This is a genomic window from Arthrobacter sp. Y81 (assembly GCF_002929335.1).
GTDB lineage: Bacteria > Actinomycetota > Actinomycetes > Actinomycetales > Micrococcaceae > Arthrobacter.
The window spans coordinates 1-23,860 of record NZ_PJIL01000012.1; the positions used below are offsets into that span (position 1 = coordinate 1).

At 60.6% G+C, this 23,860-nt stretch carries 23 protein-coding genes and 2 pseudogenes; 13 read left to right on the top strand and 12 right to left on the bottom strand.

What is annotated here, in order from left to right; translation table 11 throughout:
- Positions 1-15: 15 nt before the first annotated feature.
- Positions 16-147, top strand: a pseudogene (locus CXQ91_RS25305) (hypothetical protein); the annotation flags it as partial.
- A 97-nt stretch (positions 148-244) separates the two neighbouring features.
- Positions 245-367, top strand: a complete 123-nt coding sequence (locus CXQ91_RS25310; RefSeq protein WP_258074046.1) for a hypothetical protein — start codon at positions 245-247, stop codon at positions 365-367.
- Between the two features lie 198 nt (positions 368-565).
- Here the strand turns inward: CXQ91_RS25310 and CXQ91_RS25315 are convergent, their stop codons facing one another.
- Positions 566-721, bottom strand: coding sequence for a hypothetical protein (locus tag CXQ91_RS25315; protein ID WP_258074032.1), 156 nt, complete (start codon positions 719-721; stop codon positions 566-568).
- A 2,030-nt stretch (positions 722-2,751) separates the two neighbouring features.
- Here CXQ91_RS25315 and CXQ91_RS15755 point away from each other — a divergent pair.
- Together CXQ91_RS15755 and CXQ91_RS15760 are read left to right on the top strand one after the other, a co-directional pair.
- A pseudogene (locus CXQ91_RS15755) lies at positions 2,752-3,941 on the top strand (integrase core domain-containing protein).
- 658 nt (positions 3,942-4,599) lie between these two features.
- Positions 4,600-5,163: a recombinase family protein gene (locus CXQ91_RS15760; protein ID WP_104174851.1), complete on the top strand. Its 564-nt coding sequence runs from the start codon at positions 4,600-4,602 to the stop codon at positions 5,161-5,163.
- Positions 5,164-5,197: 34 nt separating this feature from the next.
- On the opposite strand, the gene CXQ91_RS24520 is transcribed toward CXQ91_RS15760, so the two are convergent.
- Together CXQ91_RS24520 and CXQ91_RS15770 are read right to left on the bottom strand one after the other, a co-directional pair.
- Positions 5,198-5,932, bottom strand: coding sequence for a hypothetical protein (locus tag CXQ91_RS24520; protein WP_146072355.1), 735 nt, complete (start codon positions 5,930-5,932; stop codon positions 5,198-5,200).
- 72 nt (positions 5,933-6,004) lie between these two features.
- On the bottom strand, positions 6,005-6,283 hold the full coding sequence (locus CXQ91_RS15770; RefSeq protein WP_104174853.1) for a hypothetical protein: 279 nt from the start codon (positions 6,281-6,283) through the stop codon (positions 6,005-6,007).
- A 411-nt stretch (positions 6,284-6,694) separates the two neighbouring features.
- Between CXQ91_RS15770 and CXQ91_RS15780 the strand changes: the two genes are divergently transcribed.
- From CXQ91_RS15780 to CXQ91_RS15810, 7 genes are all read left to right on the top strand, one after another.
- A complete protein-coding gene (locus CXQ91_RS15780; RefSeq protein ID WP_104174855.1) occupies positions 6,695-7,135 on the top strand; it encodes a hypothetical protein in 441 nt (146 codons plus the stop codon).
- 89 nt (positions 7,136-7,224) lie between these two features.
- On the top strand, positions 7,225-7,545 hold the full coding sequence (locus CXQ91_RS15785; protein ID WP_104174856.1) for a hypothetical protein: 321 nt from the start codon (positions 7,225-7,227) through the stop codon (positions 7,543-7,545).
- A 9-nt stretch (positions 7,546-7,554) separates the two neighbouring features.
- Positions 7,555-8,196 carry a hypothetical protein gene (locus CXQ91_RS15790; RefSeq protein WP_104174857.1) on the top strand — a complete coding sequence of 214 codons (642 nt, stop codon included), beginning with the start codon at positions 7,555-7,557 and terminating at the stop codon, positions 8,194-8,196.
- Positions 8,197-8,912: 716 nt separating this feature from the next.
- Entirely contained in the window at positions 8,913-9,431 is a 519-nt protein-coding gene (locus CXQ91_RS15795; protein WP_219816537.1) for a branched-chain amino acid ABC transporter permease, read from the top strand.
- Positions 9,432-9,596: 165 nt separating this feature from the next.
- Positions 9,597-10,166 (top strand): adenylate kinase, encoded by a 570-nt coding sequence (locus CXQ91_RS15800; RefSeq protein ID WP_181038922.1) that lies wholly within the window; start codon positions 9,597-9,599, stop codon positions 10,164-10,166.
- A gap of 187 nt (positions 10,167-10,353) precedes the next feature.
- Entirely contained in the window at positions 10,354-10,668 is a 315-nt protein-coding gene (locus CXQ91_RS15805) for a hypothetical protein (RefSeq protein ID WP_104174860.1), read from the top strand.
- A gap of 1,459 nt (positions 10,669-12,127) precedes the next feature.
- Complete coding sequence (locus tag CXQ91_RS15810) at positions 12,128-13,159, top strand: DUF4192 domain-containing protein (protein WP_104174861.1); 1,032 nt, start codon at positions 12,128-12,130, stop codon at positions 13,157-13,159.
- 8 nt (positions 13,160-13,167) lie between these two features.
- On the opposite strand, the gene CXQ91_RS15815 is transcribed toward CXQ91_RS15810, so the two are convergent.
- From CXQ91_RS15815 to CXQ91_RS15830, 4 genes are read right to left on the bottom strand one after another with little or no spacing between them, the layout of a single operon-like run.
- On the bottom strand, positions 13,168-14,352 hold the full coding sequence (locus CXQ91_RS15815; protein WP_104174862.1) for an alpha/beta hydrolase: 1,185 nt from the start codon (positions 14,350-14,352) through the stop codon (positions 13,168-13,170).
- The gene (locus CXQ91_RS15820) at positions 14,345-14,794 is read right to left on the bottom strand and encodes a hypothetical protein (RefSeq protein WP_258074034.1); all 450 of its coding nucleotides are present in this window, start codon (positions 14,792-14,794) and stop codon (positions 14,345-14,347) included. Before CXQ91_RS15820 ends, CXQ91_RS15815 begins: the two co-directional genes overlap by 8 nt.
- A complete protein-coding gene (locus tag CXQ91_RS15825; RefSeq protein ID WP_104174863.1) occupies positions 14,791-15,822 on the bottom strand; it encodes a hypothetical protein in 1,032 nt (343 codons plus the stop codon). Before CXQ91_RS15825 ends, CXQ91_RS15820 begins: the two co-directional genes overlap by 4 nt.
- Positions 15,819-16,307: a hypothetical protein gene (locus CXQ91_RS15830; protein ID WP_146072356.1), complete on the bottom strand. Its 489-nt coding sequence runs from the start codon at positions 16,305-16,307 to the stop codon at positions 15,819-15,821. Before CXQ91_RS15830 ends, CXQ91_RS15825 begins: the two co-directional genes overlap by 4 nt.
- A gap of 218 nt (positions 16,308-16,525) precedes the next feature.
- On the opposite strand from CXQ91_RS15830, the gene CXQ91_RS15835 reads away from it, so the two are divergent.
- Together CXQ91_RS15835 and CXQ91_RS15840 are read left to right on the top strand one after the other, a co-directional pair.
- Positions 16,526-16,810, top strand: a complete 285-nt coding sequence (locus tag CXQ91_RS15835) for a helix-turn-helix transcriptional regulator (protein ID WP_104174865.1) — start codon at positions 16,526-16,528, stop codon at positions 16,808-16,810.
- Complete coding sequence (locus CXQ91_RS15840) at positions 16,807-17,220, top strand: VOC family protein (protein WP_104174866.1); 414 nt, start codon at positions 16,807-16,809, stop codon at positions 17,218-17,220. Before CXQ91_RS15835 ends, CXQ91_RS15840 begins: the two co-directional genes overlap by 4 nt.
- A gap of 437 nt (positions 17,221-17,657) precedes the next feature.
- On the opposite strand, the gene CXQ91_RS15845 is transcribed toward CXQ91_RS15840, so the two are convergent.
- The 5 genes from CXQ91_RS15845 to CXQ91_RS15865 form a co-directional block, all read right to left on the bottom strand.
- Positions 17,658-17,912: a hypothetical protein gene (locus CXQ91_RS15845; protein ID WP_104174867.1), complete on the bottom strand. Its 255-nt coding sequence runs from the start codon at positions 17,910-17,912 to the stop codon at positions 17,658-17,660.
- A gap of 201 nt (positions 17,913-18,113) precedes the next feature.
- Positions 18,114-20,474 carry a N,N-dimethylformamidase beta subunit family domain-containing protein gene (locus CXQ91_RS15850; RefSeq protein WP_219816538.1) on the bottom strand — a complete coding sequence of 787 codons (2,361 nt, stop codon included), beginning with the start codon at positions 20,472-20,474 and terminating at the stop codon, positions 18,114-18,116.
- Positions 20,475-20,478: 4 nt separating this feature from the next.
- Positions 20,479-20,826 carry a hypothetical protein gene (locus CXQ91_RS15855; RefSeq protein ID WP_104174868.1) on the bottom strand — a complete coding sequence of 116 codons (348 nt, stop codon included), beginning with the start codon at positions 20,824-20,826 and terminating at the stop codon, positions 20,479-20,481.
- A 361-nt stretch (positions 20,827-21,187) separates the two neighbouring features.
- Positions 21,188-22,594 (bottom strand): APC family permease, encoded by a 1,407-nt coding sequence (locus CXQ91_RS15860; RefSeq protein ID WP_104174869.1) that lies wholly within the window; start codon positions 22,592-22,594, stop codon positions 21,188-21,190.
- Positions 22,595-22,597: 3 nt separating this feature from the next.
- Positions 22,598-23,860: a hypothetical protein gene (locus tag CXQ91_RS15865; protein WP_104174870.1), complete on the bottom strand. Its 1,263-nt coding sequence runs from the start codon at positions 23,858-23,860 to the stop codon at positions 22,598-22,600.

The following is a 23,860-nucleotide window of genomic DNA, read 5'->3' on the forward strand; positions in this document are numbered from 1 at the left end:
GCCTGCCCCTGATAGGTGCGTTGCTGTCCCTTCGTAAGTCGAACTCGGCTGGCATTCCAGAAGAATGAACTCAACGAATACCCACACCGGACCTACGACGCCGACCGTAAACTCCTGGGCCAGGGCCTGGCGTCCGTCACATCCGGGTTCTGCGGCGGCATACTGGTCACCGGCGCCACCGCACGCACCTTGGTGCACACCGCTCCGGAGGCCGGCCCCGGCTCGCACCGTGACGCACGCCCTGATGCTGCAGGGGGTGGTGTACCTGGCCACCAGCCCGGTCTCGCGGATCCCGCTCGTCGCCCTCGCCGGTGGTCACGCCGCCCATATGGTCTCCACCACCACCCTGCGCAGCGTCATCGCCTAGACGCCTGCCGGTCGTGTCCTTCGTCTCGGCCCTGATCGCCGCCTCCTTCGACCTAATCGGGGCAGCGGCGACAGGCATCGCCGTAGCGTCCTTCTCGCCGTGTTCCGGCTCGACGGGGCCCTGTTCTTCGCCGCGGCCGAACGCGTCCTGGACCGGGTCAGCGCTATCCGCAACGTCGATGTCGTTATCATCCGCATGTCACAGCTCCAGGTCCTGGAACGCTACAGCGGTCAGAGTCATCACCGACATCGTCAACGCCCTCGAACGCGGCATCACCGCGTTGATCAAAGGCATCCAGGACGCCGCCCGGCCCTGCTCACCCGGGTGGGAGTGCTGGAATCTCTGCGCCGCCACAAACACCCCTTCGCAAAATTGCAGCCCGGAGGGACCGGCACCCAACCGGTCCCGATGTTCAAGGCGCAAAACATAGAAGCACCGTCCGTGCCCGCCCCCAGAACCCTCAACAGGCCGAGGCTCCCGGACCGCAGGGGTCGGCGCGTACCAGCCCGCATGGATCCTGGAAACGAGGAGCTGAGCCAGATCGTGAATATTACCGGTGAATGGATCCGCCGCAGGGTCGGGATCTGGGAACGCCGCATTGCCGATACCGAGTCCGTCGCTGACATGGCTACCGGGCCGGCCCGGAGACCCTTCTACATGCCGAGATCGAAGCCGCGAATCTGGACTTGGTCGTCGTTGCTGAGCGGCGCGACGGTAGTGTCACTTGTTGGTGGCTCGGTTCGGTTCAGCCGGTACCGCTTCGGGGGTCGCAGCGTCTGCCCTCCTTTACGTGCAGCAGTTCAGGCAGCCACCCATAGATCACGTGCGAATACATGGTGAATGAGCCAGCGCCGCAAAGGCTGCGTTCCTTGAGCGGGTCCTGAGTCTAACTGCGGCGCGATACGCACCGATGTCGATCTAATGTTCCCTGCTGCATCGTCATGTCCGATGCCCTGAGAGACCGCATGGAAGAACGAGGGTACGAAGAACCAAGCTGGATGGAACGAGTTTTAGCGTGGGCAATCAAAACCACATGCAAAGAACTCATCAGCCAAAGGAGCAGTCCGCGCCGGGCAAAATTCTTGCGCCCACAGCATTGCCTGAAGCGGCGCCATCGGCGCACGAACACAGGCCATCCCTAGGACAGCTGTGCGGAGTCATCCCAATCTTCAGCGGTGCCTTCTGGTCCCCAATCATCGCTGGGCGGTCCCTGCACGCAACCCGCGCGCTCCGCGCCGGGCATTCCCCCACGAATTCTTCCTCGGCGCTCCCCCGTCGCTTATTTCCTCGCAAGAATTCTCTCCTCCTGCCCGGTCCCCCGGGTTGCCCTCCGGTCCCTTGTACCCAGCGGTGATCTCCTCTACCAAAAGGCCCCACAAAAGCAGGCGGCCAAAACCTGTTCACCGAATCGGAAAAGCCAAGGACTGAGAGAACGCTCATGTCGTCATGTCCAAAGCCCTGCAACCAGCCAAAGGAAAAGTCTGGGGGAACAACCAAACAAGGACTGCCCCGGAAGAAGAGTCCGGATCCCACACACCTTCACTTTGTCGACGGACCATGCGCCGGCCACAGCTACGCCATGAGAGGTGGCCGCTGACAGGAACGTCCCACGAAAACCGACGATCTAGGCGCGAAGTCATGTCCTCTGAAACAGAGAACTTCATGAACTAGTAAAGGCCCAGCCAGGAGGAGGGGATCACAATGCAGGCCGAAGAGCCGCCCGTGCACAAACGTGTGCACAATGCGCACACCCCCTTTGGCCGGACAAACACGCGATGATCGCCCTCTGCCTGGCTCGCAGCAAGCAGCTATCCGAGGAAGCTCCTCGAAGAAAATTCGGCTTGGTCATGTCGTCACCACAACTCTTGGACATGAATGAGTGAGGACCAACAACTGGCCACCGGAACACCAAGAAAGGACGGCACATCACCCTAGATTCCAGCAGGCGGAAGGCCCACAGGCCAGGACCCTGACCCCGCCACCCAAACAACCGAATAGGCGACCGCAGCGCCAGGCACAAACCGCGGACAGCGTCAGAGGGACCCGAGGAGGGTCAATGTCCACACATTAAAGCAAAAACCCTCTGACGAGGGGTCATGCTGTGCCCAAGGTGGGACTCGAACCGGACTCCAGCCCTTACAAATCCGCCAATCCCCTGAAAACATCGCCAATCCGGCCCAGTCCGGCACCGGTACGACCCAGTCCGAAGTGTTATGTCTCGGGACATGGGTGACAGTTTTGTTTCAGGTCAACCGTGACAGTTCAGGGGTTCTTGGTGGTGACACTTTTGCCGATCTGATTGGTGGATGAGTGGAGTTGAGCCTATTGATCCTCGTGTCCGTTTAGCGATCTCGCAGTGGCCGGAAGATCCGCCGCGTGGTGCCGTGACATCGTTCTGTAGCGAGCATGGCATCTCCCGTAAGACGTTTTACGTGTTGCTCGGCCGAGCCCGGGCCGAGGGCCCGGCCGCGGCGTTGGAACCGCGGTCCCGCCGGCCGCGCACGAGCCCGTCCAGGATCAGTGATGAGACCAAGGAGCAGGCACTGCGGGTGCGGGCGGCGTTGGAGCGCTCGGGCCTGGACCACGGACCGATCAGCGTGTTCGAGAAGATGAAATCCATGGGCCTGGAACCGGTGCCCTCGGTTGCGTCGCTGGCCAGAATCTTCCGACAAAGCGGTGTCGCGAGGCTGGAACCGCGGAAGAAGCCCCGGGCCGCATACCGCCGGTTCGTTTACCCGGCCCCGAACTGTCTGTGGCAACTGGACGCGACCGAGTACGTCCTCACCGGCGGCCGTAAATGCGTGATCTTCCAACTCATCGATGACCACTCCCGCTTCGCGGTCGCCTCCCACGTCGCCGCCGGGGAAACATCCGAAGCCGCGATCGCGGTAGTGAAGAAGGGCATCACCACGCACGGGGTGCCCCAGAAACCGCTCACGGACAACGGGGCCGCGTTGAACCCTTCACGGCGAGGCCGCCAAGGCCAGCTCCTCACGTACGTCACCTCCCTGGGGATCGAGGCGATCACCGGTAAACCGTACAAGCCAACCACACAGGGCAAGAACGAACGCTTCCACCGGACCCTGTTCCGTTTCCTGGACAAACAACCCCTCGCCGGGAGCCTTGAACAGCTTCAGGAACAGGTCGACGCGTTCGATCAGCTCTACAACACCGAACGCCCGCACCAGGGCCTGCCCGGACGGATCACCCCGCAACAAGCATGGGACGCCACACCGGCCGCCGAGCCACCCCACCCGAAACCCGTTGCCGCCCTCACCCAGGACGGCACCCACGGCAGCGGCCAGGCCACCCGCATCGCCTACCCCAACGGCAGAGTCACGATCAACAGCGTGGTCTACATGATCGGCAAACCCTACGCCCGGCAATGCATCCACGCGCTCTGGGACCCCGAGACAATCCAGTTCTTCGATGACCAGGGCACCCACATCACGTCCTACCCCCGTCCACAGGCCGGGACCAAAACAGTCGGAAACGGCAAGCCCCCCGGATTCACGGCGAAACAACCCCAACCGTCACCAATGTCCTGATACACGAAATGCCACCAATGTCCTGATACAGATCCGTCACCCATGTCCTGAGACATCACAGCCCCAGTCCGAAGCCCAAAGTGTGCACATTGTGCACACCCTTTTTTGTCTACTTCGGCGACCCCAACCGGGCTGCTAAGACGGCCGTCCGGGCAGGGCGCGATTCCGCTCGAACACGATGAGCAGGGGTCCGGAAGCGAGCACCCGAATAAGCACCGCACTACCCCGGCGGGCCTCCTGCTGGAATCAACGAGCTTCATGATGTCGGGCTCCTCCTCTCCGAACATCTCGTGGAGAAACGAACAGCGACCTGCACGACCAACCGAGATGCCGGCCCCAGGAATGAGCACGGACCACCACCGCCGCAGTCGAGCCGACCGCAACGGCCGCCTCTTCCCCGGCCAAGACGTGCTCGACTGCCTGGCGGCTGACAACTGATAGCCGACGTTACGTATAGTAAGCCTGGCTGATAGTTGCCAACGCCTCTTAATTCAGTCTAGCTCGTACCTTACCCGGCGTCATCTTCAGGCCAGGTAGCAGAGAACGTACAGCCTGATCTTGGAGCCATTCATGGGGTCGTGCCGGCCCCGGTCCGGCACGCCCACCAACGCGCCGTCGCGTATTCGACTGTTGTCCGATAGGAGTCTGAAACTCAGACTGACAGGACGAGGGTTGGAGGTACCGGTGGTCGGACAGCGGATCGGGTACGTGCGGGTAAGCACGCTGGACCAAAACGAGAAACGCCAGCTCGAAGGCCAGGTCCTGGACCGGCTATTCACAGACAAAGCCTCCGGCAGGGACACAGCCAGGCCGCAGCTGGCTGAAATGCTGCGGTTCGCCCGCGACGGGGACACCCTCGTCGTGCACAGCATGGACCGCCTCGCCCGCAACCTCGATGACCTGCGTGCCCTCGTGCAGGACTTGACCCGTAAAGGCGTGCGGGTGGAGTTCCTCAAAGAGAGCCTGGTCTTCACCGGCGAGGACTCCCCCATGGCCAACCTCATGCTCTCCGTCATGGGAGCCTTCGCCGAATTCGAACGCTCCCTCATCAGGGAACGCCAGGAAGGCATCGCCCTGGCCAAACAGCGCGGCGCTTACAAAGGACGGAAAAAGACCCTCACGCCGGATCGGGCCGCCGAGCTAATCTCACGCGCCGGCAGCGGTGTTCCGAAATCCGTCCTTGCCCGTGACTACGGCATCAGCCGGGAAACCGCCTACCAATACCTGCGCCACGCCACGCTTGCGTAAAAGCCCTCCCCCGCAAATGCGGGCATCGGCCGGATTACTCGTCGTCGTTGAAGATGGGTCGCTCCGCGACGAAGTTATCCGTCATCTTGAAGCTGCTAGTCGTGGTTGTGGACGAGACGGGGGCACGTTCAGACATCTTCTTGAGAGCCTGCGCCATCGTCTTCAACTGGCCGCGGACTGACGTGCTAGAAAAACTATGCGTTGAGTGCAGCATTACATCGACGTGGAGTTCAAAGTCATCCCGATACTTAAGTCCGTTCAGGTCCTCGTACTTAAGTGTGACAACAACTTCGTCTGGAGTTGGGTTCAAATTTTTCAGTCGATCGCTTCCAGCAACTGATCCTCCGAACCACCACGTGTTGCGGAGTTCCTGCCTTGGGCTTAGGACGCCGATAGTTCTGGAGTATCGCTGTTGGATACTACTGGCACCCCTATCCTTGTCCAGATCACCGGTAACGATATCTCGATCGAATGATACGGATAGATTTCTCGCAACTGTCGCACCGTCATTGCGGATAACAAGGTCTGCGCTCGTATCACTTTCGGTTGCGAGCTGAAACTCCGCGACAACAACGGGACGGCTACGATCAGCGCTATCCCGCGCGGAAGCTCGAAGGGCATTGATAGCGACGATTCCGGTGGCAATGGCTGCCATCGCGGAGAGTCCGTCTCCATGATCATTGATCCAGATGAAAGCAGGAGAGAGCGCTAAGGCAACGAGCCCACAGACAACCGAACCTCCCACAAGCACCTTGTCTCGGTTCTTCATGCGGCACTCCATATATCTCTTAACCGGGCCCCGCTTCGGGAAGACAGGACCTGGTCAATGTTCAACCAGGCGTCAGGAACGGAATTCGTATGCTGGCAGGGCGTAGCTGTCGTGCTTGTTGTGGACCGTGGGGTACAGCTCCTGGCCCCGGATTTCGTACGCAGGCAGGGCGTACCTGTCCCGCTTGTTGTGGACCGTCGGGTACAGCTCCTGGCCCCGGATTTCGTATGCTGGCAGGGCGTAGCTGTCGTGCTTGTTGTGGACCGTGGGGTACAGCTCCTGGCCCCGGACTTCGTACGCAGGCAGGGCGTAGCTGTCCCGCTTGTTGTGGACCGTTGGGTAAGCCTTCATGAAGTTCTTTCATCCGTTTGCAGGTTCTAGAGGAGCCCTTCCTGAGCTCCTATAGAAGACATTAGGGGCTGATGGACTGAAATGGGCTCAAGCGCGATACTAGGGCTTCTCACTGGCAATGCAGGCGATCACGGCTGGCCATCGATTCTGTGGCTCTTATTACCGGGAGACATGGCTGACGAGGCGAACCGGGCCAACCATCCCGTCGTTAGTGCCGCACTTCAGAAGACGGAGCCCACCGCTCCCCCGCTCGACGAGTTGGATAGGGATCCGCTGGCATTCGTGGCCCATTGGGTGGAGTACGCGTCCACCAGTAGCGTTGGCTAAACCTGGATAGCACTACTAGCCCTGGCCCTAAGTAGTGCCGCTTTTGCTGGCCAGTTCTTCACGGGCCGTAAGGCTGATCTGAGCGTGCGCTTCGCGAAGACGTCGGACTACAAGTACAGGGCGGATCGTCTGATCATCGTGAACCACGGCTCGGCAAGCGCCAAGAACATTAAACTGACCCTCACAGTTGAGCTTGAGGCCGTTGCTTCGAAAGTCCGCGATGGCGTTGTCCACGTCCCGGGGCAGGAGGCCGGCAAACAACAATGGAAGCCCTGGCGGGAGCTGGACCCGTTCCCGATTCCCCTACTTGCGCCAGGTGCGTCATTCCATCTGCCAGTGCGTGTTATCGGAAACCAGCTGGGTGAGGCAGCCTTTGCGCACGCCAAATTGAAATGGCGGGACAAGCGCCTCTTGGCCCAATCATGGGAATCGACGGTCAGCTCAACTGGCCCACCCTTGGGAGGGCCCAGCCTTGAAAACCTTGAAGCTGAGCGGCAAGCGAGATTGAGGGGCCTCATGCCATGAGCGCGGAAATGATGCGCTGAGTCATCAGGGCCCTAACAGCCCTGGGTTTCATCCTTCCGGCAATTGGTATCGCGCACACATTCGCAACCGTGATTCGAAAGCGGCAGGCCCAGGATCGGGCGAAAGCGCTCAAAACGGAAATTGACGCAGAGTACAACGGGCTGGAGGAGGAAGCAAAGGCGAACGGCACATTTATAAGCCTCCGGGAGGCCAAGGTTGCGGACTACCGCTCCAGAAACCTTCCCTTCCCCACGTACGGCTACGCTAACCGCCTGGTTGAGCAGACCCTCTACGGCAATGTTGGAGGACGCCTCTCCGTGGCCAAAAAAGCCTTGATATTCGTGTTCGGCGGCGCCCTATGCGCCACCATGGCCAGCATTTGGTCCGCCTGGATCCCCGCCGGGAGCTAAACTGCTCAGATGTTCTGGGGACTTAACGGGGATCAGTGGCTCCAACTGTGGAGCGGGACCGTAGGCGCGTTCGTGGCTGCGGTCATAGGCGGCGTAGTAGCGCTGGTGGTGGTGAACTTGGCCAATAGGCACCAGTCCCGTATTTCCGCCCACCAGCTCCGGCAACAGGCCGCGGACGTCTCCCGGTCCCGGGAAAACCAGGTGATTGCAGACCTCGTTGTGGCATGCCACGACATGCGGGCCGCTGTTCTCGTCAGCGACGCCGAGCTTGAGGCCGTGCGACGGAGGATGCACGCGTGCTTGGTGACCGGGAAACTGGAATCCAGCGATCCGACTCCGTTCAAGGTGATCATGGGCTGGCCGCACTGGATAATGAACGCGGGCAACAACGCCCGCCAATCCCCTAAGAGTGAGCAACGAGTCAAGTGGCATTCGGATTTTCTGGAGCGGGTCGGCAAGTTTGCACGCGCCGTGGAAGCGTGGCCCAATGCCACCCCTGACGAACGGACCGCCATCGTCGAAGAATTGAGGCTGAGTCCCGGCGGAATTGTCATGATCCCCGCGGATCCCATCCCGCCCGGACAGCGCGCCCAGGATGACCGCGGACCGTTCAGCAATTCACCTGCCGGACCCGACACGGACCGAGCTTAAGCCGCCAGTCCGCCCTTGGGCTTGATCGACTGGGCAGGAGCAGCGGTCGTGACTTCGGGAGTTAGTGTAAGGACCGCGGTGAGCTAGGTTCTGGACCTGCCCGGTCCAGGGCTCTGCGCCTAGATGCGTCCCTCTGCTTCGCAGAGGTTCGGGGAGACGGTTTACCAGCATCTGCGACACACCGACCTGGAGTGAACCGCTCCCCTGCCGGCGCCGTCGTGGTGCTATGGCCGATGCGGCGTTGACGGAACGTCCATTATCGGCGTTCGAGTTGGACTCCCAATGGATGCGCGAATCACGCATCCAAAGCCGGAAACTGGCGCGCCCGAACCCGGAGCACCGCACCATCGGGAGCAGTGTCCTGTCTACTCTACGGCCGGCGCATATGGACGGATATTGCCGGTAGGCACGAATGATCCCGCCGGAAACACGCGCGTTGGTGAAAGCACAGGACAAGGTCTGCGGGAGCTGCGGCGCCTCGGGCCAAGAAATCGACTACAGTGACGGCCCGTCCGGCCATCCCGGGAACCTTCGGCTTCTCTGCAAGGACTGCCGCCATGCCAAGCCGATACGAATGGAGCTGCCAGCGACGACAACCTCATCCCGCGCATGCTGCTGAATCGCGTCCTCCCCGTACAGCCACCGCAACTCAGCCAAGACACCGACTGGAAGCTACGGGCCGAACGGAGGTCGCCGGTCCTCGGGGCCGCAGAACCTTGTACCTTCGAGCTTCTGGGCGCTCCGGCCTCGCCCTGACCGCCGTCCGCGACGACGAAACAGCCGCCAAAGCCAACGGAGTGGATGTCACACGCTCTAAACGCCTCGTCTACCTGGTGTCCGCCGCTGGGTGCGGCGCAGCCGGCGGACTACTAATCATCGACGCTCTAAGCGTCCAACCTGGAGCGATCTTCAACGTCCAATGGTCCGCCTACATGATCTTCATCGTCATTGTGGGCGGAATCGGATACCTGGAGGGGCCGCTGATCGGCGCGATCGTTTTCTTCGTGCTGCAGCAGCTGCTCGCTGGCTACGGATCCTGGTACATGATCGTTCTCGGCCTGATAGGCGCAACGGCCGCCATCTGGTTGCCCCATGGCATCTGGGGAAAGATCACCGACAAGACAGGCGTTCAGCTTTTTCCAGTCACTTACCGAATCGCCCTCGGTGGACCTACGGTTCGGCCCCCTGGGCAGTCCGTACGGGACCAAGGGACAGTGGATATGGCCGCACGGTAGGAACTTCACCCGGCGTATGGCATTCGGAGAAATCCACCTTCGTGGTTCCTATGATCTGCGGCGTGGGCGCCTGAGGGCGCTCTGCCCGGTCATCCCACACCGTCCGTGAATCCGAAACGCAGCAACAACAGACAACCACAACGAAAGGCTAATACGATGCCCAGAATGTTGATTATCGGACCACCGGGTTCCGGCAAAGGTACGCAGGCGGAACGCATTTCCGAGCGCCTGGGAGTCGTTGCCATCTCCACCGGCGACATCTTCCGCTCCAACGTCAAAAGCGAAACACCGCTCGGCGTCGAAGCCAAGAAGTACATGGATGCAGGGGACTTTGTTCCGGACAGCGTGACCAACAAAATGGTCCGCGACCGCCTCGGCGAAAGCGATGTCGACGACGGCTTCCTGCTGGACGGATACCCACGCACAACGGCCCAGATCGACTACCTGGACGAAATCCTGGCCACACGAAACCAGAGGCTCGACGTCGTCCTGCAGCTGACCGCCGACGATGGGGAACTCATGGCCCGCCTTCTTGGCCGAGCCAAGGAAACCCGCCGTAACGACGACACCGAGGCCGTCATCCGCCACCGGCTCGACCTCTACCACGAGCAAACGGAAGCCGTGGTGGCCAAGTATGCCGAGCGCGGCATCCTGACCCGAGTTGAAGGCATCGGCACCGTTGATGAGGTCACGGAACGTGTCATTCTGGCGGGCCACAGCCTCCTTCGTCCTTGAGTGGCCCGACAACGATGGCTCTAGACCGGCCCTGCGTCGAGGACAGAAGGTCCGTTCGAGGCAGCCGGAGGAAACGCCAATCTCAAAGTAGTTGCCCCCGCCCGCTTCGAAGCCTGTGCTCACTCGCATCCGCGGCGAAGCAACACTGCGACACATTCTCAACAACAAATCCTGACAGGAGAAGAGTATGACCCTGCAAACCGTTAGGGAGACCGTGCCCGACAGGATCGCGACGCCCCACCTTGCAGACATGGTCGACAACCCAGCACGGAAGCCGACCCGATTTGGGTTCCGCCGATCTGTCGTCGCCAACTGGAGCGACCTCCGCCCGGGGGACACAGTAGTTCTCGTAGGATCCAGCAATGAACGAGTATCTGGCACCGTGGACGCCGTAACAACGGATGGGGACATGATGTGGATACTCCTAGACAACGGTGCAGGCCGGAAGCTGTTCCACAACTCGGACACGTACCAAACGCTCACAGACCCGAAGGCGTTCTGATGCCCAATGACCATGTGGACCCCTCACAGCAACTCTCGGGATCAGACCCAGGAATAGACGCCCATCCAGACAGAAGGTCCAATCACCAACGATGACATAACCACATCGCCGTGGATCGGCCTCAACTACATCAACGAACACCGTTAGCCCCCCGGGGGTATGCCGTTGCTGCCAGAGTGAGGTCTTTCCTCGACGTGATTTTTCAGGGTCCGTGGGAGTGGCTCGGATCGGGGAGCCTTCGGGGTCATCGCGCAGTAATCAGGACTAGACACCTGATCCCGCAGCTACGCATTAAGGAGTTTCTGCATGAAAGAAGTACTGACGGCGGAAGAAGTGCGGCTTGTGTTTTCACTGGCGTCGGGCGATGACGTTGAAGCTTGTGACACAAGCGGTGCCCGATGGGGAGGGAAAGTGGATATCACTCACCCCCTAAGGGCTTGGTGTGGATACTTACACATCAAGGCGAACGAATACTGCTCGACATTCACGAACATACGATCACGAGACCGGACCATCCGTAGTACCGCGGAAGCCAGCAAAATTGCGCAGTCGTGTCTCACAACGCTCCGTGCTTCCGTGAGATCCACCATGGAATTGTGAGACATGACTGAAGATCACTCGCCCGAGGACAGATCCGCCTTCACATTCGTCTCATCGATCTGCCTTGCATCCCTTACGTTGAACGACGTTCGGTAGTAGATGCAGTCGCCCCCCCCCTTTGGCCGCGTCAGTTCGACCAGGCCGACACATGGCCAATTATCGGTAGGCAGCAGACAATGGCCCGATTGCGCTACTCCGACGCCCACTGAAGTACACCCCAACCTGACGTCAGGTTGGGGTGTAAAAGGCGTCAGAATTGGGCCCGATTCTGCTGTTCTGACAATGGCTAGAGTAGGTCTCGGATTCAACCCTGACACTACCGACGTATCCCTCAACTGGCCGCCGAACATATGGATACTTATCGGTGATCCCGACGGGGATCGGTCACAGGTCCTGAGTTAGTCCCAGCCACTGTCCTTGATGTATCTCAGCAGGCCATTTGGCAGCATCGGGTAGCTGATGAAGCCCCCAGTGCTTGCGCCGGCCGTGTCGCAGGCAGGCTCCTCCATTGGGCCCCGGCGCCTTGAACAAATGGGCGGCCCTGCCCGCGAACCGGTCGTCATGCCGCCCCGCTCCCCCGCATCCATGAACCACCAGAAGCAACATCGCTGTTTGTCATTCTGATCCCCATCATCGCCGGGTCGGTCCTTCACGCAACCAGGGCGCTACGCGCCGTTCACGATCCAAAGTTTCGTTCGGCGCTCCTCCGTCGCTTATTTCCTCCCGAAACTTTGAATCGCTCCCGGTCCCCCAAGTTGCACTCCGGACCCTCACACCCAGCGCTGACTCCGCTATCAGAACGACGCACAAAATCTGACAGACACATCCGGTGCCCGCCAGTCGCTGAAGGAGAAGGAACATGGAACCGCTCACCATCAAAACCCCAGCCGACGTCCTCAGTTTCGTCGGACACACCCTCGGCTTCTGGCCCCAGGAAAGTCTCGTGTGCATCACCCTGGACGCCAACCGCGTCGGCGCCACACTCAGAGTTGACCTCCCGACACGCGAGGGCGGACTCAGCTACGCACGCACAGTGGCCGACTACCTCGCCCACGACACCAGTGCCGCCAGCGTGCTCTTCGCCGTCTACACCTCCGAACCCCAAAAACCCGGACAGCCCAAACCGCACGCAGCAACCATCGCAGCACTCACATGCGCGCTGGCCGAACGCGGCATGACCATCCGCGACGGACTCCTCGTCGGAGACAACACCGTCTCCCCCTACGACGGCGACCCCCAGGACGGAGTGACACTGCCGCTGAAGGCGACCCAGTCCAGCCAGATCAACGCCGAATTCGTCTACCGCGGCAGCACCATCGCACCGACCAACCACATCACCCTTCCCGCCTCGACAAAAGAACACCGCACGGCCGACGCCGTCGATAACCGCGTGAACGCAATACACGCGATGAACCCGGGCGAGGCCCTCGAGCAAGCCAGAACCCTTTGGGACGGCATGCTGGACGCGATCTCCTATCCTAACGACGATCAGACCATCAATCTCATCGCCAACTTCCAGGCTCCCGCCATCCGCGACCAACTCATGGCCGATATCCCCGGAATCGACGAACCGATGGACCGGGTTCTCCTGGCCCAAACACACGGCGGGCCCCAGTGGTCCCGGGTCGAATGGGCACAACAGCTGCTGCTCCACGCGTACACGCACAGCAGCACCAAACACTCGGCCCCCATCCTCACCGCCGTCGCCTTCGTCAACTGGTGGGAAGGCCGAGGCAGCAAAGCACACCAGTTCCTGCAACTCGCCCTCGAAGCAGACCCCGCCTACCGCTTGGCCAGGCTCAGCGACCTCATGATCGGATCCGGAATGGTGGCCGGCTGGAACATGGACAAGGACCGGGCCTTCCGGCCCTGGGGCCTCGAAGCCTCGTAGCGGCGCAGTTATAGGGATGCGGACGACGACGGCGGGACGTTCCGGAGCCAGCTCTCCACCGCCGCGTCCCATCCGTCCGGATCGGAATTCCACTCCTGCGTATGCTCCGCGGACGGGAAAGTGAGCAGCATTGCCAGCTCGGGACGCCGGGCGACGAACTCCCGCGAAATGGCAAAGGGTGTCGAGCAGTCCCCTTCGTTGTGGATGACAAGGATGGGCACACTGAGTTCCTCCGCCCGGGCCAAAAAGTCCAAGGCAGGAAAGCTCAAAGGAGTGTCTAAGCCGGTGATCCAGCGCGTACCGGATGACCCAAGCATGTGCAGTCCAAGCCGGGCAACCCAGCCGGGAAGCATGCTGGATCGGGCGTTGGCCACTAGCGTTCTGCTCCAGTCGATAACGGGGGCATTGAGCACGAGCCGGGAAATGAGGGGCCGATACTCCGAAGATGCCGCTAGCTGAAGGGCGATGGAGGCACCGAGCGACCAGCCGAAGAGCACTATTTGGCGTGCACCTTGCCCCACTGCATACGACACCGCAGCTTCAACGTCGTGCCACTCGGTCTGCCCCAGGTGATACCTGCCGTCCGCAGAAGCAGGCGCAACCCGGTCGTTCCGGAGTGAAACAACCAGGGATGTGTAACCCAGTCGGTGCGCAACGGGCACGCCGCGGAGTGCACCGGCTTTCGAACCGCCCAAGCCATGGATATGGATGGCCCAAGTGGAAGAATCTGCGGACGGCTCCGTCGGCGTGAACTTCCAGGCGGGCGCCATACCGTTCTCGATCGGAATCTCGACGTCCGAGTAGGACAGCCCTAACGGTCCCGGCGTTGGATAGACGTATCCACTCCAGATGCCGGCTTTGGCAATCCTGAGATCGCCGGAGTCAACCCGTTCAACGCGGCGGGTTACCGTCCCGGCCACATCGTCAGAGGACGCGATCTCTCCGATACAGGCATGGCCTGTGCCGTTGGCAAACCAGATGCTGTACCGGCCTGGAGCCGTCGTCCGGGCTGATGCAGGCAATTCCACCATGAGCGTTTCGTCAGCGCCGCGGAACACACGACGGATTTGCAGATCTTCCCTCCGCAGCGTCTTGGGCACCACAACTTCCCGAGCAAAGTAGGCCGCTGCAAGGAAGGCGGTGACGCCGGCAATGCCACAACCGATGGCCACATTTGCAGCGGCCCTACGCATCGGCGTCGTCCTCGGGAGCTTTCAAGCGTTCGTCTATGGCTTTGCGTAGCCGCAGTAATGTCTCCGGAGAAATCCCCTGCAGTTGTCTTGCAGCGAAGTTTCTGACGCGGTTTTCGCGCAGGGTGCGCAGTAGTTCGAGCTGTGCGTCCACCAAGTCGGGAACCTCGCCGTCGTCGTCCAAAAGGTATCCGGCGTCAACGCCGAAGAATTCGCCGAGGTTCTTCAAAAGCTGCGGGTCCGTCGCCATGGAACTGTCGCCGGCACGCATGTAGGCCCAGCGCGAGCGAGACAACGGCGTTCCGCGGTCTGACATGTGCTTGCTTATCTGCGGATACGTCAGGGGCACTGAACCCTGCGCCTCAAAAAGATCCAGAAGGAGATTCAGCTTCCGCGCGAGTTTCGCCTGCGGCTGTTCGGGGATCCCACCGTCGCTGTCGGTCACGGAGTCGTTTCCCCTTTCCGTGACAACAACCCTGGCCGTCGATGTCCGGATCCTGCAAACCGGGCCCCGAGATGCTGCTCCGCTTCTCTTAGTACATCCAGATCATCTTGAGTCAGTAATTGGGCAAGGTGCGGGTCCACGAACAGTGCGTCCTGGATCTCCACCAACATCCGATGCAGCCGGCGCTTGGGTGCATCATGGCGGTCGATCGCAGTTTGAGCCAAATCCAGTCGGATCTCGGATCGCTCAGACGTGATTCGGTCCCATGGCCCAGCCAGTCGTTCGACAAGGACAGCTGCTGCTCGGGCATCAGATCTACGCTCTAGCCGACGAGCGACGGGCGGCAAGGCCAGACCCATGCAGAGAAAGACCATGGCTCCCACTTCGGCCGCGTCGTAGACGAAGGAGAGACGCGTCATTGCCTCGAGCTCCCCCATGAGATGAAGAACGTCCATTCCCAGCACGGCAAGGACCAACACCACAGCCAGGGCGCAGCCGACTACGATGAACATGAAGGCGACGCGAAAGTACGGCTTTGCCATCTCGCCGCGGAACCTGAAACATGTAAAGCCGGTGATGGCCACCACCGCGCCGATGTAGAGGAACTGAACACTCGAGTACACGGCCGCAGGCCACTGGCTTCCAAAATCCCTCATGAAGGCAGTGGAAGTCCGCGGAGCGTCAACCAGGCTGAAGCTGACAACCAACGCCACGACGACGAGCCCGAGCACCGATAGCCCTGCTCTGTTGTGAATGTCCACCGTCTCGCTGACATCGGCGGCCCGCAGGATCGCACGGGACAGGAAGTAGATACCGACAACCATGAAGATATTGGCTATGAGGTCCAGGAAATTGCGGTTTCCGAGTAGCTGGTCCCCCGCGAGGTAGATTCGGTCAACGTTGAGCGTGAGTGCGGTGGCGATGGTTACGGCCGCCACCAGGATGCTCTGGTCTTTGCGCCGCTTCAGATCGGGCAGGAGGCACAACGCCAGACACCAGATCACGGCTGCTGAAATGTCCTGAATCATCCGAAAATCCGCTCAAACGACCGCGGCTCGAGGCTGCTGTCCCGGATTGCAGCGGCAAATAGATCCGCCAAGGTTTCGGCAGCGGCCTCGATATGGTCCAGGAAGTCACTTCGTCCCAGGACCCGAGACACCTTCTCGCCGGACAGGTTGGGGAACAACGTCTCCGCATAGTTTGAGGACACCACCAGCTCATCGTGTCGGAGCACCATGTGGCCCAGTTCGTGGAGGATGAACTGCTGCCTATGTAGTGCCGACGGCGTCGGCGCGTGCAGGATTATCTCCGTGCTGTCCGTGGACAACCACAGCCCGCAGACCGATCCTCCGTTCAGGGACTCGGAAACATCGACCTCAATCCGCCGACGCCGGAGGTTCTCCACAATCGATATCAGCCGCTCCAACGAAAGACGGCTCGGAAGATTGAGTGCGAGAAAGCCTTCTGCAGCGCATCGCGCCGGCGAATATTTGGCGGAAGCTGTGCCGTCCATCGGAACCCCCATCTTGCGGCCGCCGAGCGCTGCCGCTTTGGCCGCCGTCTGAAACTATCGATCCGCTCTTCCTGGACCTTTCGAGAATCGCCTCAATTCCATTGAACTCCCTGGCTCTGGACATGTCCAGAGCCTGCCAAGCCTGGTATGTCCATCACAGCGTCCGCCCAGCCGCCCGTGGTTGATATGCAAGCCCTCACTTGCCTATAGTGTTTGTCATGGTCGATGTCTTCCGAGCTCTCGACGACGAGACAAGGCGTCTCGTCCTCGATGAACTGTCAGCGCGCGACGGCCAGACCCTGTTCGAGATCTGTTCCGTGCTCACTATGCGGCACGGTCTCAGCCTCACGCGACAGGCCATCTCGCAACACCTCGGCGTGCTCGAATCGGCCGGCCTCGTCGACACAGAGAGGCGCGGACGTTCCAAGTTCCACTACTTCAACCCCGAGCCACTCGCCGAGATCACGGGGCGATGGCCCACCAGAAAGAGGACCGAACAATGAAAATTGCCCTGACGAGCCTGTTCGTCGACGATCAACGAGCAGCCCTCGCCTTCTACACCCAGGTGCTCGGCTTCACGAAGCGCCATGACATCCCCCTCGGTGACAACTTCTGGCTCACCGTCGTGTCGCCCGACTCCCCTGACGGTCCGGAGCTGCTCCTGGAGCCCTCGGGCCACCCCGCCGTGAAGCCGTATCGGGACGCCCTTGCAGAAGACGGCATCCCACTTGCTCAATTCACCGTCGACGACATCGAGGCCGAGCACGCCAGGCTGACCGGCAAGGGCGTGGTGTTCACACAGCCGCCGACTGACATCGGCACCGCCGTTGTGGCCGTCTTTGATGACACATGCGGCAACCTCATCCAGCTCATCGAAATGAAGCCGGCCGAGAAACGCACCGATGCCCGTTGAGGGATCGGACCCACGATGCTTCCATGACAGACTCTGAAAACGAAGCACCCGAACCTTACTGGCTGATGAAGATGCGAAAGGCCGCCAAACAGCGGCCGAGGACCCGTTTCTCCAGGATTCGCTGGATTGAGTTGCAGTACCTGCTTCGCGAACGGACTGCCCTATAGAACGCCGGGGGTCCTGCCACTCGTGAACGGCTTCTGATGTCCCGAGAGACAGATGGCTATTCCTACTTATCGCCCCAGGAACTGCGGCTCTACGGACTTGAAGGACAGGAAAGACAGTGCATAGGCAGTCCCGTAACAACCGGAAGAGCTTTGAGCTGGTTCCGGTCTGTCTCCAGCACTTCCAGCAGGCCGCTTTGCCGCTCGTCCCGCGTAAGGAAAACTGTCCCAGTTCCTTCGAACTGGGACACCCTTGGCGGGATAACCCTTCGCCTATTTCTGCACTTCGTGGAAGAGCTTGGTTCTGCTGTCCAGGTCTCGTTCCATGGTGATGCCATAAGGGATTTCGCTGCTTAGGTTCACTGTGTACACGCCAGGTTCGTGCCGGGTCACGAGCACCCCTTCCCATCCGTCCCTTTCTGAGTGGGCGTGGGCCAAGCTGACGGCGGCGCTGATGCCGTCTTCGATTTCTGTGGTGGTAAGCCCCGTGATGTGGAAGTAGCGGTCGGCCTCTATTGTGGTGATCATTGGACCTCTCTGGTGGCCACGTGGTAGTCGTCTTTGACCTTGGTGCCGCGGGTCCGCGCCACTGTGCGAGGGCTGGCAAGCGTAGTCGGGAAGAAGCCGGGTGGTGGTGCGCCCTGAGGGCGGCCCATTCGAAGAATGGGCCGCCCTCAGGCTTCGCGCTGCTGTCCTGGTGGGCAGCTGAGATTCTTTGTGGTTGGCGCGTCAGTTGCCGCCTACCCGCAGTTCTTCTGTTTCATTGAAAGTGACTTCAAGTGGCTGGGCCTGACGGAACCGCCTTAGGACATTGCATGTCATCTTGGCGATGTTGTTGTCGTAGTTGTTGTGGGAGAGCGCGGCTGTGTAGGCGATGGAACCGACTGAGAAGAAGCCGCCGCCTCCTTCCAGGGGGCAATAGACGATGTCTGATCGGACGCCTGGTTGCTCGGTGGCGCCGATGCCGGGAATGGACTCGTACACTTCTTCTGCGGCCAGGAGGTAAGCGTCCGATAGTGGGCCTGACGTTGCGAGGACCAGTGTTCCGGGGGGCGAGCCGAGGCCGGGCTGGTAGCAGTCGACTTCGGCGCCGGCGGCGCCGCCTCCCATGATTCCGAACTCGCCGATGCGCTCGTCTTCACCGATTCCTTCGAAGATGAATTCCGCGGCTGGGGTGTGGCTGTCTTCAAGTCGTTCGTAGTAGGTGCAGCGGTCAAAGCCCTGCGCGGCGAATCCCACTCCCGCGAGCTTCTGTGGCGGTAGGCCTTTGTTCCTCCAAATGCCAGCGAGTTCCCCGGAGGTGGCGTGGCGTTTGTCTCCGTACGGGGACTGGTGGGGGCGCGTGCCGCCGTCGGAGCGTCGGAGTTCCATCAGGTGTGGCTGGTCAGGGTCGAAGGAGACGGTCGCGTAGAACCCGTTGCCGCCCAGGTACATCAGCCTTCCGCCGTTGGAGGTGAATTCCTCCAGGGCGGTGAGTTCGTTGCGTGTGACGTACTCGGGGTGGCTGCCGGTGATGACTACCCGGTAGTCGCTGAGAAGGCTGTAGCCCTCGCGGTCGAGGTCTTCATCGGTGATGGCGTCGTAGTCGCAGTTCTCGGTTTCGAGCCAGTGGACGATGCACAGGTCTGCAGGCAGCCCCCATACGCCTTCGGCTTGGAACCATGCCCGGTGTTTGGGCTGTAGGGTCAGGATGGGTTTGCGGACGCTGCCGAAGACAACTCCGGAGCCATCGTTGTGGATTTCATAGCAGGACCGGCCGAATTCGGGGTGATCCTGGAGGGTGAGGTCTTCGCGGTCCAGGATGGGCGTTCGGCTGACGATGATCTCTGCGCCGTCGGCTTCGAAGGCAATGCGGTCGTTGGCGTAGGCCAGGTATGTCGCCGTGGAGAAAAGCACGGCGACATCGTTCTTCTTTTTTCCTGCCCGGACGAAGAAGGGAAGGTATTGTTCTGCACCTTCGGCGGTGAGTTTGGCTGCGTATACGCCGCTTGGCAGGTTGTGGGGCACGTCGAGTGTGAACGCTGTCGGCCAGCCGGCGTCGGTGATGTCGTCGTCGTGGAAGTGGATTGCGTCGTATTCATCGGGGACAATCCGGAAGTCGTCCATTAGACCAGTGAAGGAGTGTCCTGCGACGGCTCGGGTTGGCGCGTTGTGACATGTTCCGTGGAGCTGGTTTGGTGATTCATCGATGACGTCCCACAGGAGCAGTCCGTCGTCACGGCGGCTGCGTCCAAAGTGCCAGTCAGCAATGGTCTCGGTTCTGGCGGGAGTGCGTCGTTGAATGGAGACGTCGCCGATCTTGCCGTTGAAGCCGTTGGCTGCGAGCCATCGGTCGCCGTCTCGACGCGCTGCGGCGCCGATTCGGAATGGGGCTTCGGGTTTGGAGGCTGCCGGGGTGACGTCTGCGACCTTGTCTTCGGCTTCCAGGGGCAGTGCTTGGTCGGTGTACCGGTTCATGATGTTGGACAACGGTGCCTGGGTCAGATGGATCTGGCCAGCCGCGGTGTCCACTTCGACCCGAAGGCTGTACCAGTGGTGTCCTTCCAAGGGGCTGTCCAACGCAGCTGACTTCGCGGTGCCCTGTTCGCTCCAGAGGAAGGTGGGCCGGCCAGCGTCCAGGACAAGGGCGTAGCCACTGGAAGATTCTTCGTCCCAGTTGCCCAGGATGACCTGCCGATCACTTCCTCCCCCGAATGAGTTCTGCGTGACGTGGTAGGCACCGTAATTGCCGGAGCGGGAGCTCAGGGGCAACGTGGGGTACACCTTGGCTTTGATGACCAATCCGTTGAGGTCTGTCATCAGCGAGGATGGGTCTGGCACCTCAACATAGGATCCGGGCTGGCAAACGTACTGCGTGCCGCGCTTTTCACCATCGAATGTTGATGCAACCGGAGTTTCCAGGAAGCCCGGTCCTGCCTCCCCTGTGAAGCCGTGCCGTAGACGGACAAGTGAGGCTTGGTACGCGGAGGGTCCCTCGCAGCTGACGTGGAAGGAGATGCTTTCACCCGGGCGGGCGGCAAAACGGTCGGTGTACCCGAAGATTTTCGGTTCGACGCGGATCTCGGTTCCGGGTGCGGTTTCGGCAGTCATGGTTTCAGCTCTCCAAAAAGTTCTTGCGACGCAACGCGAAAACTCCGCGCAACGCGTTTTCATAGGTGTAGAAGGTTGAGGGCAGGAGAACCAGGTTTCCGGGTGCTCCTACAGTGATCCTGCCGATCCCCCACGGACCGTTGGGCCCGAGGTTCAGGATGATCTCTTTCCCGTTGACTGAGGCGTTGCCCAGGGTCCGCACAACCCGTGCGGTCTTGTCGTCGTGAGGTCCCAGCGGGGAGCGGTCGTACGCCGCTGATACTTCATCGGTGAAGTCGCGGCGAAGTCGGGAGGAGAACCGCTGTTCAAAAATGCTCATAAGTTCGGATGAGCGGTCCGCGCTGGTACGCATCAGTTCGCTCCCCTCCGGCAACAATTTGCTTGGCCACTTCGTGGACTGGTCCGCGGATTCAAGGGACGTTCTCGCTTTCATTCTGAGGTGGGATTGCTGTGGGGGCTGGTCGGGGAACTCCCCCGTCGCCAGCGCTGCAGCGTTGTGTGTTCTAGGTAACTTCAACGGTAGGACCGGGGTGACGGGAAAAATATAGGTAGTTTTGCGTAGTCCAAGGCCTGCTTTTCAAGGGTGGAGCCCGTTCCATCAGGGACCTCTGGGTCATGAAGCCTCCAGGCACGCCGTGAAGGCACCGGGCGCTGCCGAAGCGGCAGGCCCGGTGCCCTCGCCCGTCTGGGAACGGGAGGTGTCGTGTGCCGGTCTAGACGACGTCCACGGTTTCGAGGGTGCGGCCGGTGCGCTTCAGAATGAGCGCGACGATCGTTCCTATGACAAGCCAGGAGATGCCGATTATTTTGGCAAGAATGTTGGTGCTGTAGAGGGCGTATCCGAGCACGGCAATTCCAAGGATGGGCGAGATCCAGTGCATGAAGTACTTCTTGCTTGACCGGCGTATTCCAAAGTGAATGATGACGCTGATGTGCAGCAGGATATAGGCGGTCAGGGCGCCAAAGGTGACCATCGTAACGATGAGTTCGATCTGTCCCACGGCCAGCACCCCAATGACGGCGGTGAGGATGGTCACCACGATCATGGCAGCGGCCGGAACCTGGTGTTTTTGGCTGACGACGGCCAGACGTCGTGGCAGCTGCCCGTCGCGGGCCATGGCAAAGATCATCTTCGATGTCGTGGCATGGGAAACCAGCACGTTGGCGAAGAGCGCTATCAGGGCCGTGATCAGCGTGAACACGATTTTGAACCATGGCGCAACGACGATTTCGCTGATGGAGTAGAAGGCGTTGTTCACAGCGTCGCCCTCAGCAAATGGTTCGTTGTTTGGAACGAAGAGAGCCGCGAAGTAGACCTGTGCGACAAACATTGCGATGACGAGCCAGAGCACGATCATGGTTGCCTTGGAGACCGCTTTTCCGCCGCCCTTGGCTTCTTCGTTGAGCGTCGAGATGGCGTCAAAGCCGATGTAGCTGAGGGCAGCAACCGGGATGGCCGTGAACACGAGCTCCCAGGAGAAGAATTCGGGCTGGTAGAAGGGTGCGAGGCTGAACTGCGCCCGCCCTTGGGTGATGGCCACTAGGGCGCCGCCGACGAACACGAGGAGCGCTGCCCCTTGGATGATCAGGAAGATCATGTTCATCCGTGCGGTGACGACGATTCCGCGGAGATTGATGAAGGCCACTGCGGCGATAAAGCCGATGACCCAGATCCAGCCTGGAACCTCTGGCATGAGTGCCCCCATGGCGGACGCTGCGAGGATGCACAGCAGCGCCGGCAGGAGGAGGTAGTCAAGGAGGATGGCCCATCCAGAAAGGAAGCCAACAAACTTGCTGGTGCCCAAGCGGACGTAGGAGTATACGGACCCTGCCACGGGATACTCCTTGGCCATCTCCTTATAGCTGACGGCGCTGAAGAACATTGCGATACCGGCGACCAGGTAAACCAATGCGGCCATGCCATGGGAGAAGTTGAAGATGGTGCCGAAAACAGCCACGGGGGCCAGCGGCACCATGAAGATCAGCCCATAGACAACAACGTCCGTCAGGGTCATGGTGCGATTGAGCTCTTGCTTGTAGCCAAGAGCACCTAGTTTTTGCTGCTCGACGTCGTTGATGCCGGCGTCACTGGCCGGGGTAGCGTGACTGTCAGTTTTCATGGGCTATCTGTGCCTCTCGGAAGAAATCCTAGCCGTAAATTCGGCCAGCGGATTCTGTAGATGGATCGTTGGGACGAGCGATCGATGGGCGCTCTGTGTTGTGATGCGGCCTCGTGGGCGGAGATTAGTGGGACACGGGCTGTGTTTGTTGCGGGGGTCGTCCGGTTCCTTCGCGGTTGAGACGACAAAGGGAACGAATTCCTCGACGTTTGAGGCCTTTAGTCGGACGGCGTAGAACCCTGCCTGCAGTGTTTGCGGGACGGGGAGAACGATCCGCGACTTCCATCTCTCTGGATCTGGCCGTCTTTCGATCAGGCGGATGGCACCGTAGCTCTCCGGTGTTGTTCCGATGTCGCCGGCTTTGCTGCCGCTATGGCCGGGAACGGCTCTCATCGGGGCATTGACGCAGTGAGCGTGGAAGGAACCGACGATATCCGGGATCTGGTCGGTGTGGAGTCCGTCTGCGGAGAGCCCTTGAGAGAAATCCCATGCTGCCACGAGGTCAGGGGCGTTTAGTCGCCGGGTCTGTAGTCCCCGCAGATCAGTTGCCGGCGTGGATTTTGCACACACGTAGGGTGATTCGATCGTTCCCTTGAAGGACTCTTCTGCGGCCGTCCACCCTGAGACGTATTTGGCACTTGTGCCGAGCATTATCGGAACGGCTGGCAGTTGCTCGAGTCTGCGATGTCCGGTTGTTGTTTGGCTGCCGCGACGCTCCTCATGTGCTGATGAGATGGAGGGCCTCATGAAAATAGCGCCGAGACCAGCCGCGAGGTCGTACGACGCGGCGACTTCGTACCAGCGGCCAGGGTGCAGTGCCTCAGGAAGGCTGAGTTCCAAGGTGGCGTGACCGTCCCCTACCAGCAGCGTCAGCCTGCGCTCCTGCAGGAAGAGACCAATGCCGCTGTTACTGGTTGCATCCCAGGCGGTCACAACACCCTGAAAAGACGCCGCTGTCTCGTCTGGTCGTATCAATGCTCCCAAGGTGACACCGGGCGCTCCGGCAAGCGCACCCTCGCTGCCTGGAACCTCCAAAAACGGGCGGAGACACGTTGCGTGGACCCCTCGCTCAGTGATCGTGTCGATACTGCTGGTCACTGGCATTGTTTCCATGAATGGAGTGGCCGATTCGCTGCGATACTTTTCGATCCGCAACAACTGAGACTGATAGCTGGATGTTCCGCGGCATACGACCGTGAAACAGATGTCCTCGAGCGGCCTGACGTTGAAACGATCCGCCTGCCCGTGGATCTCAAGAGAGGACAT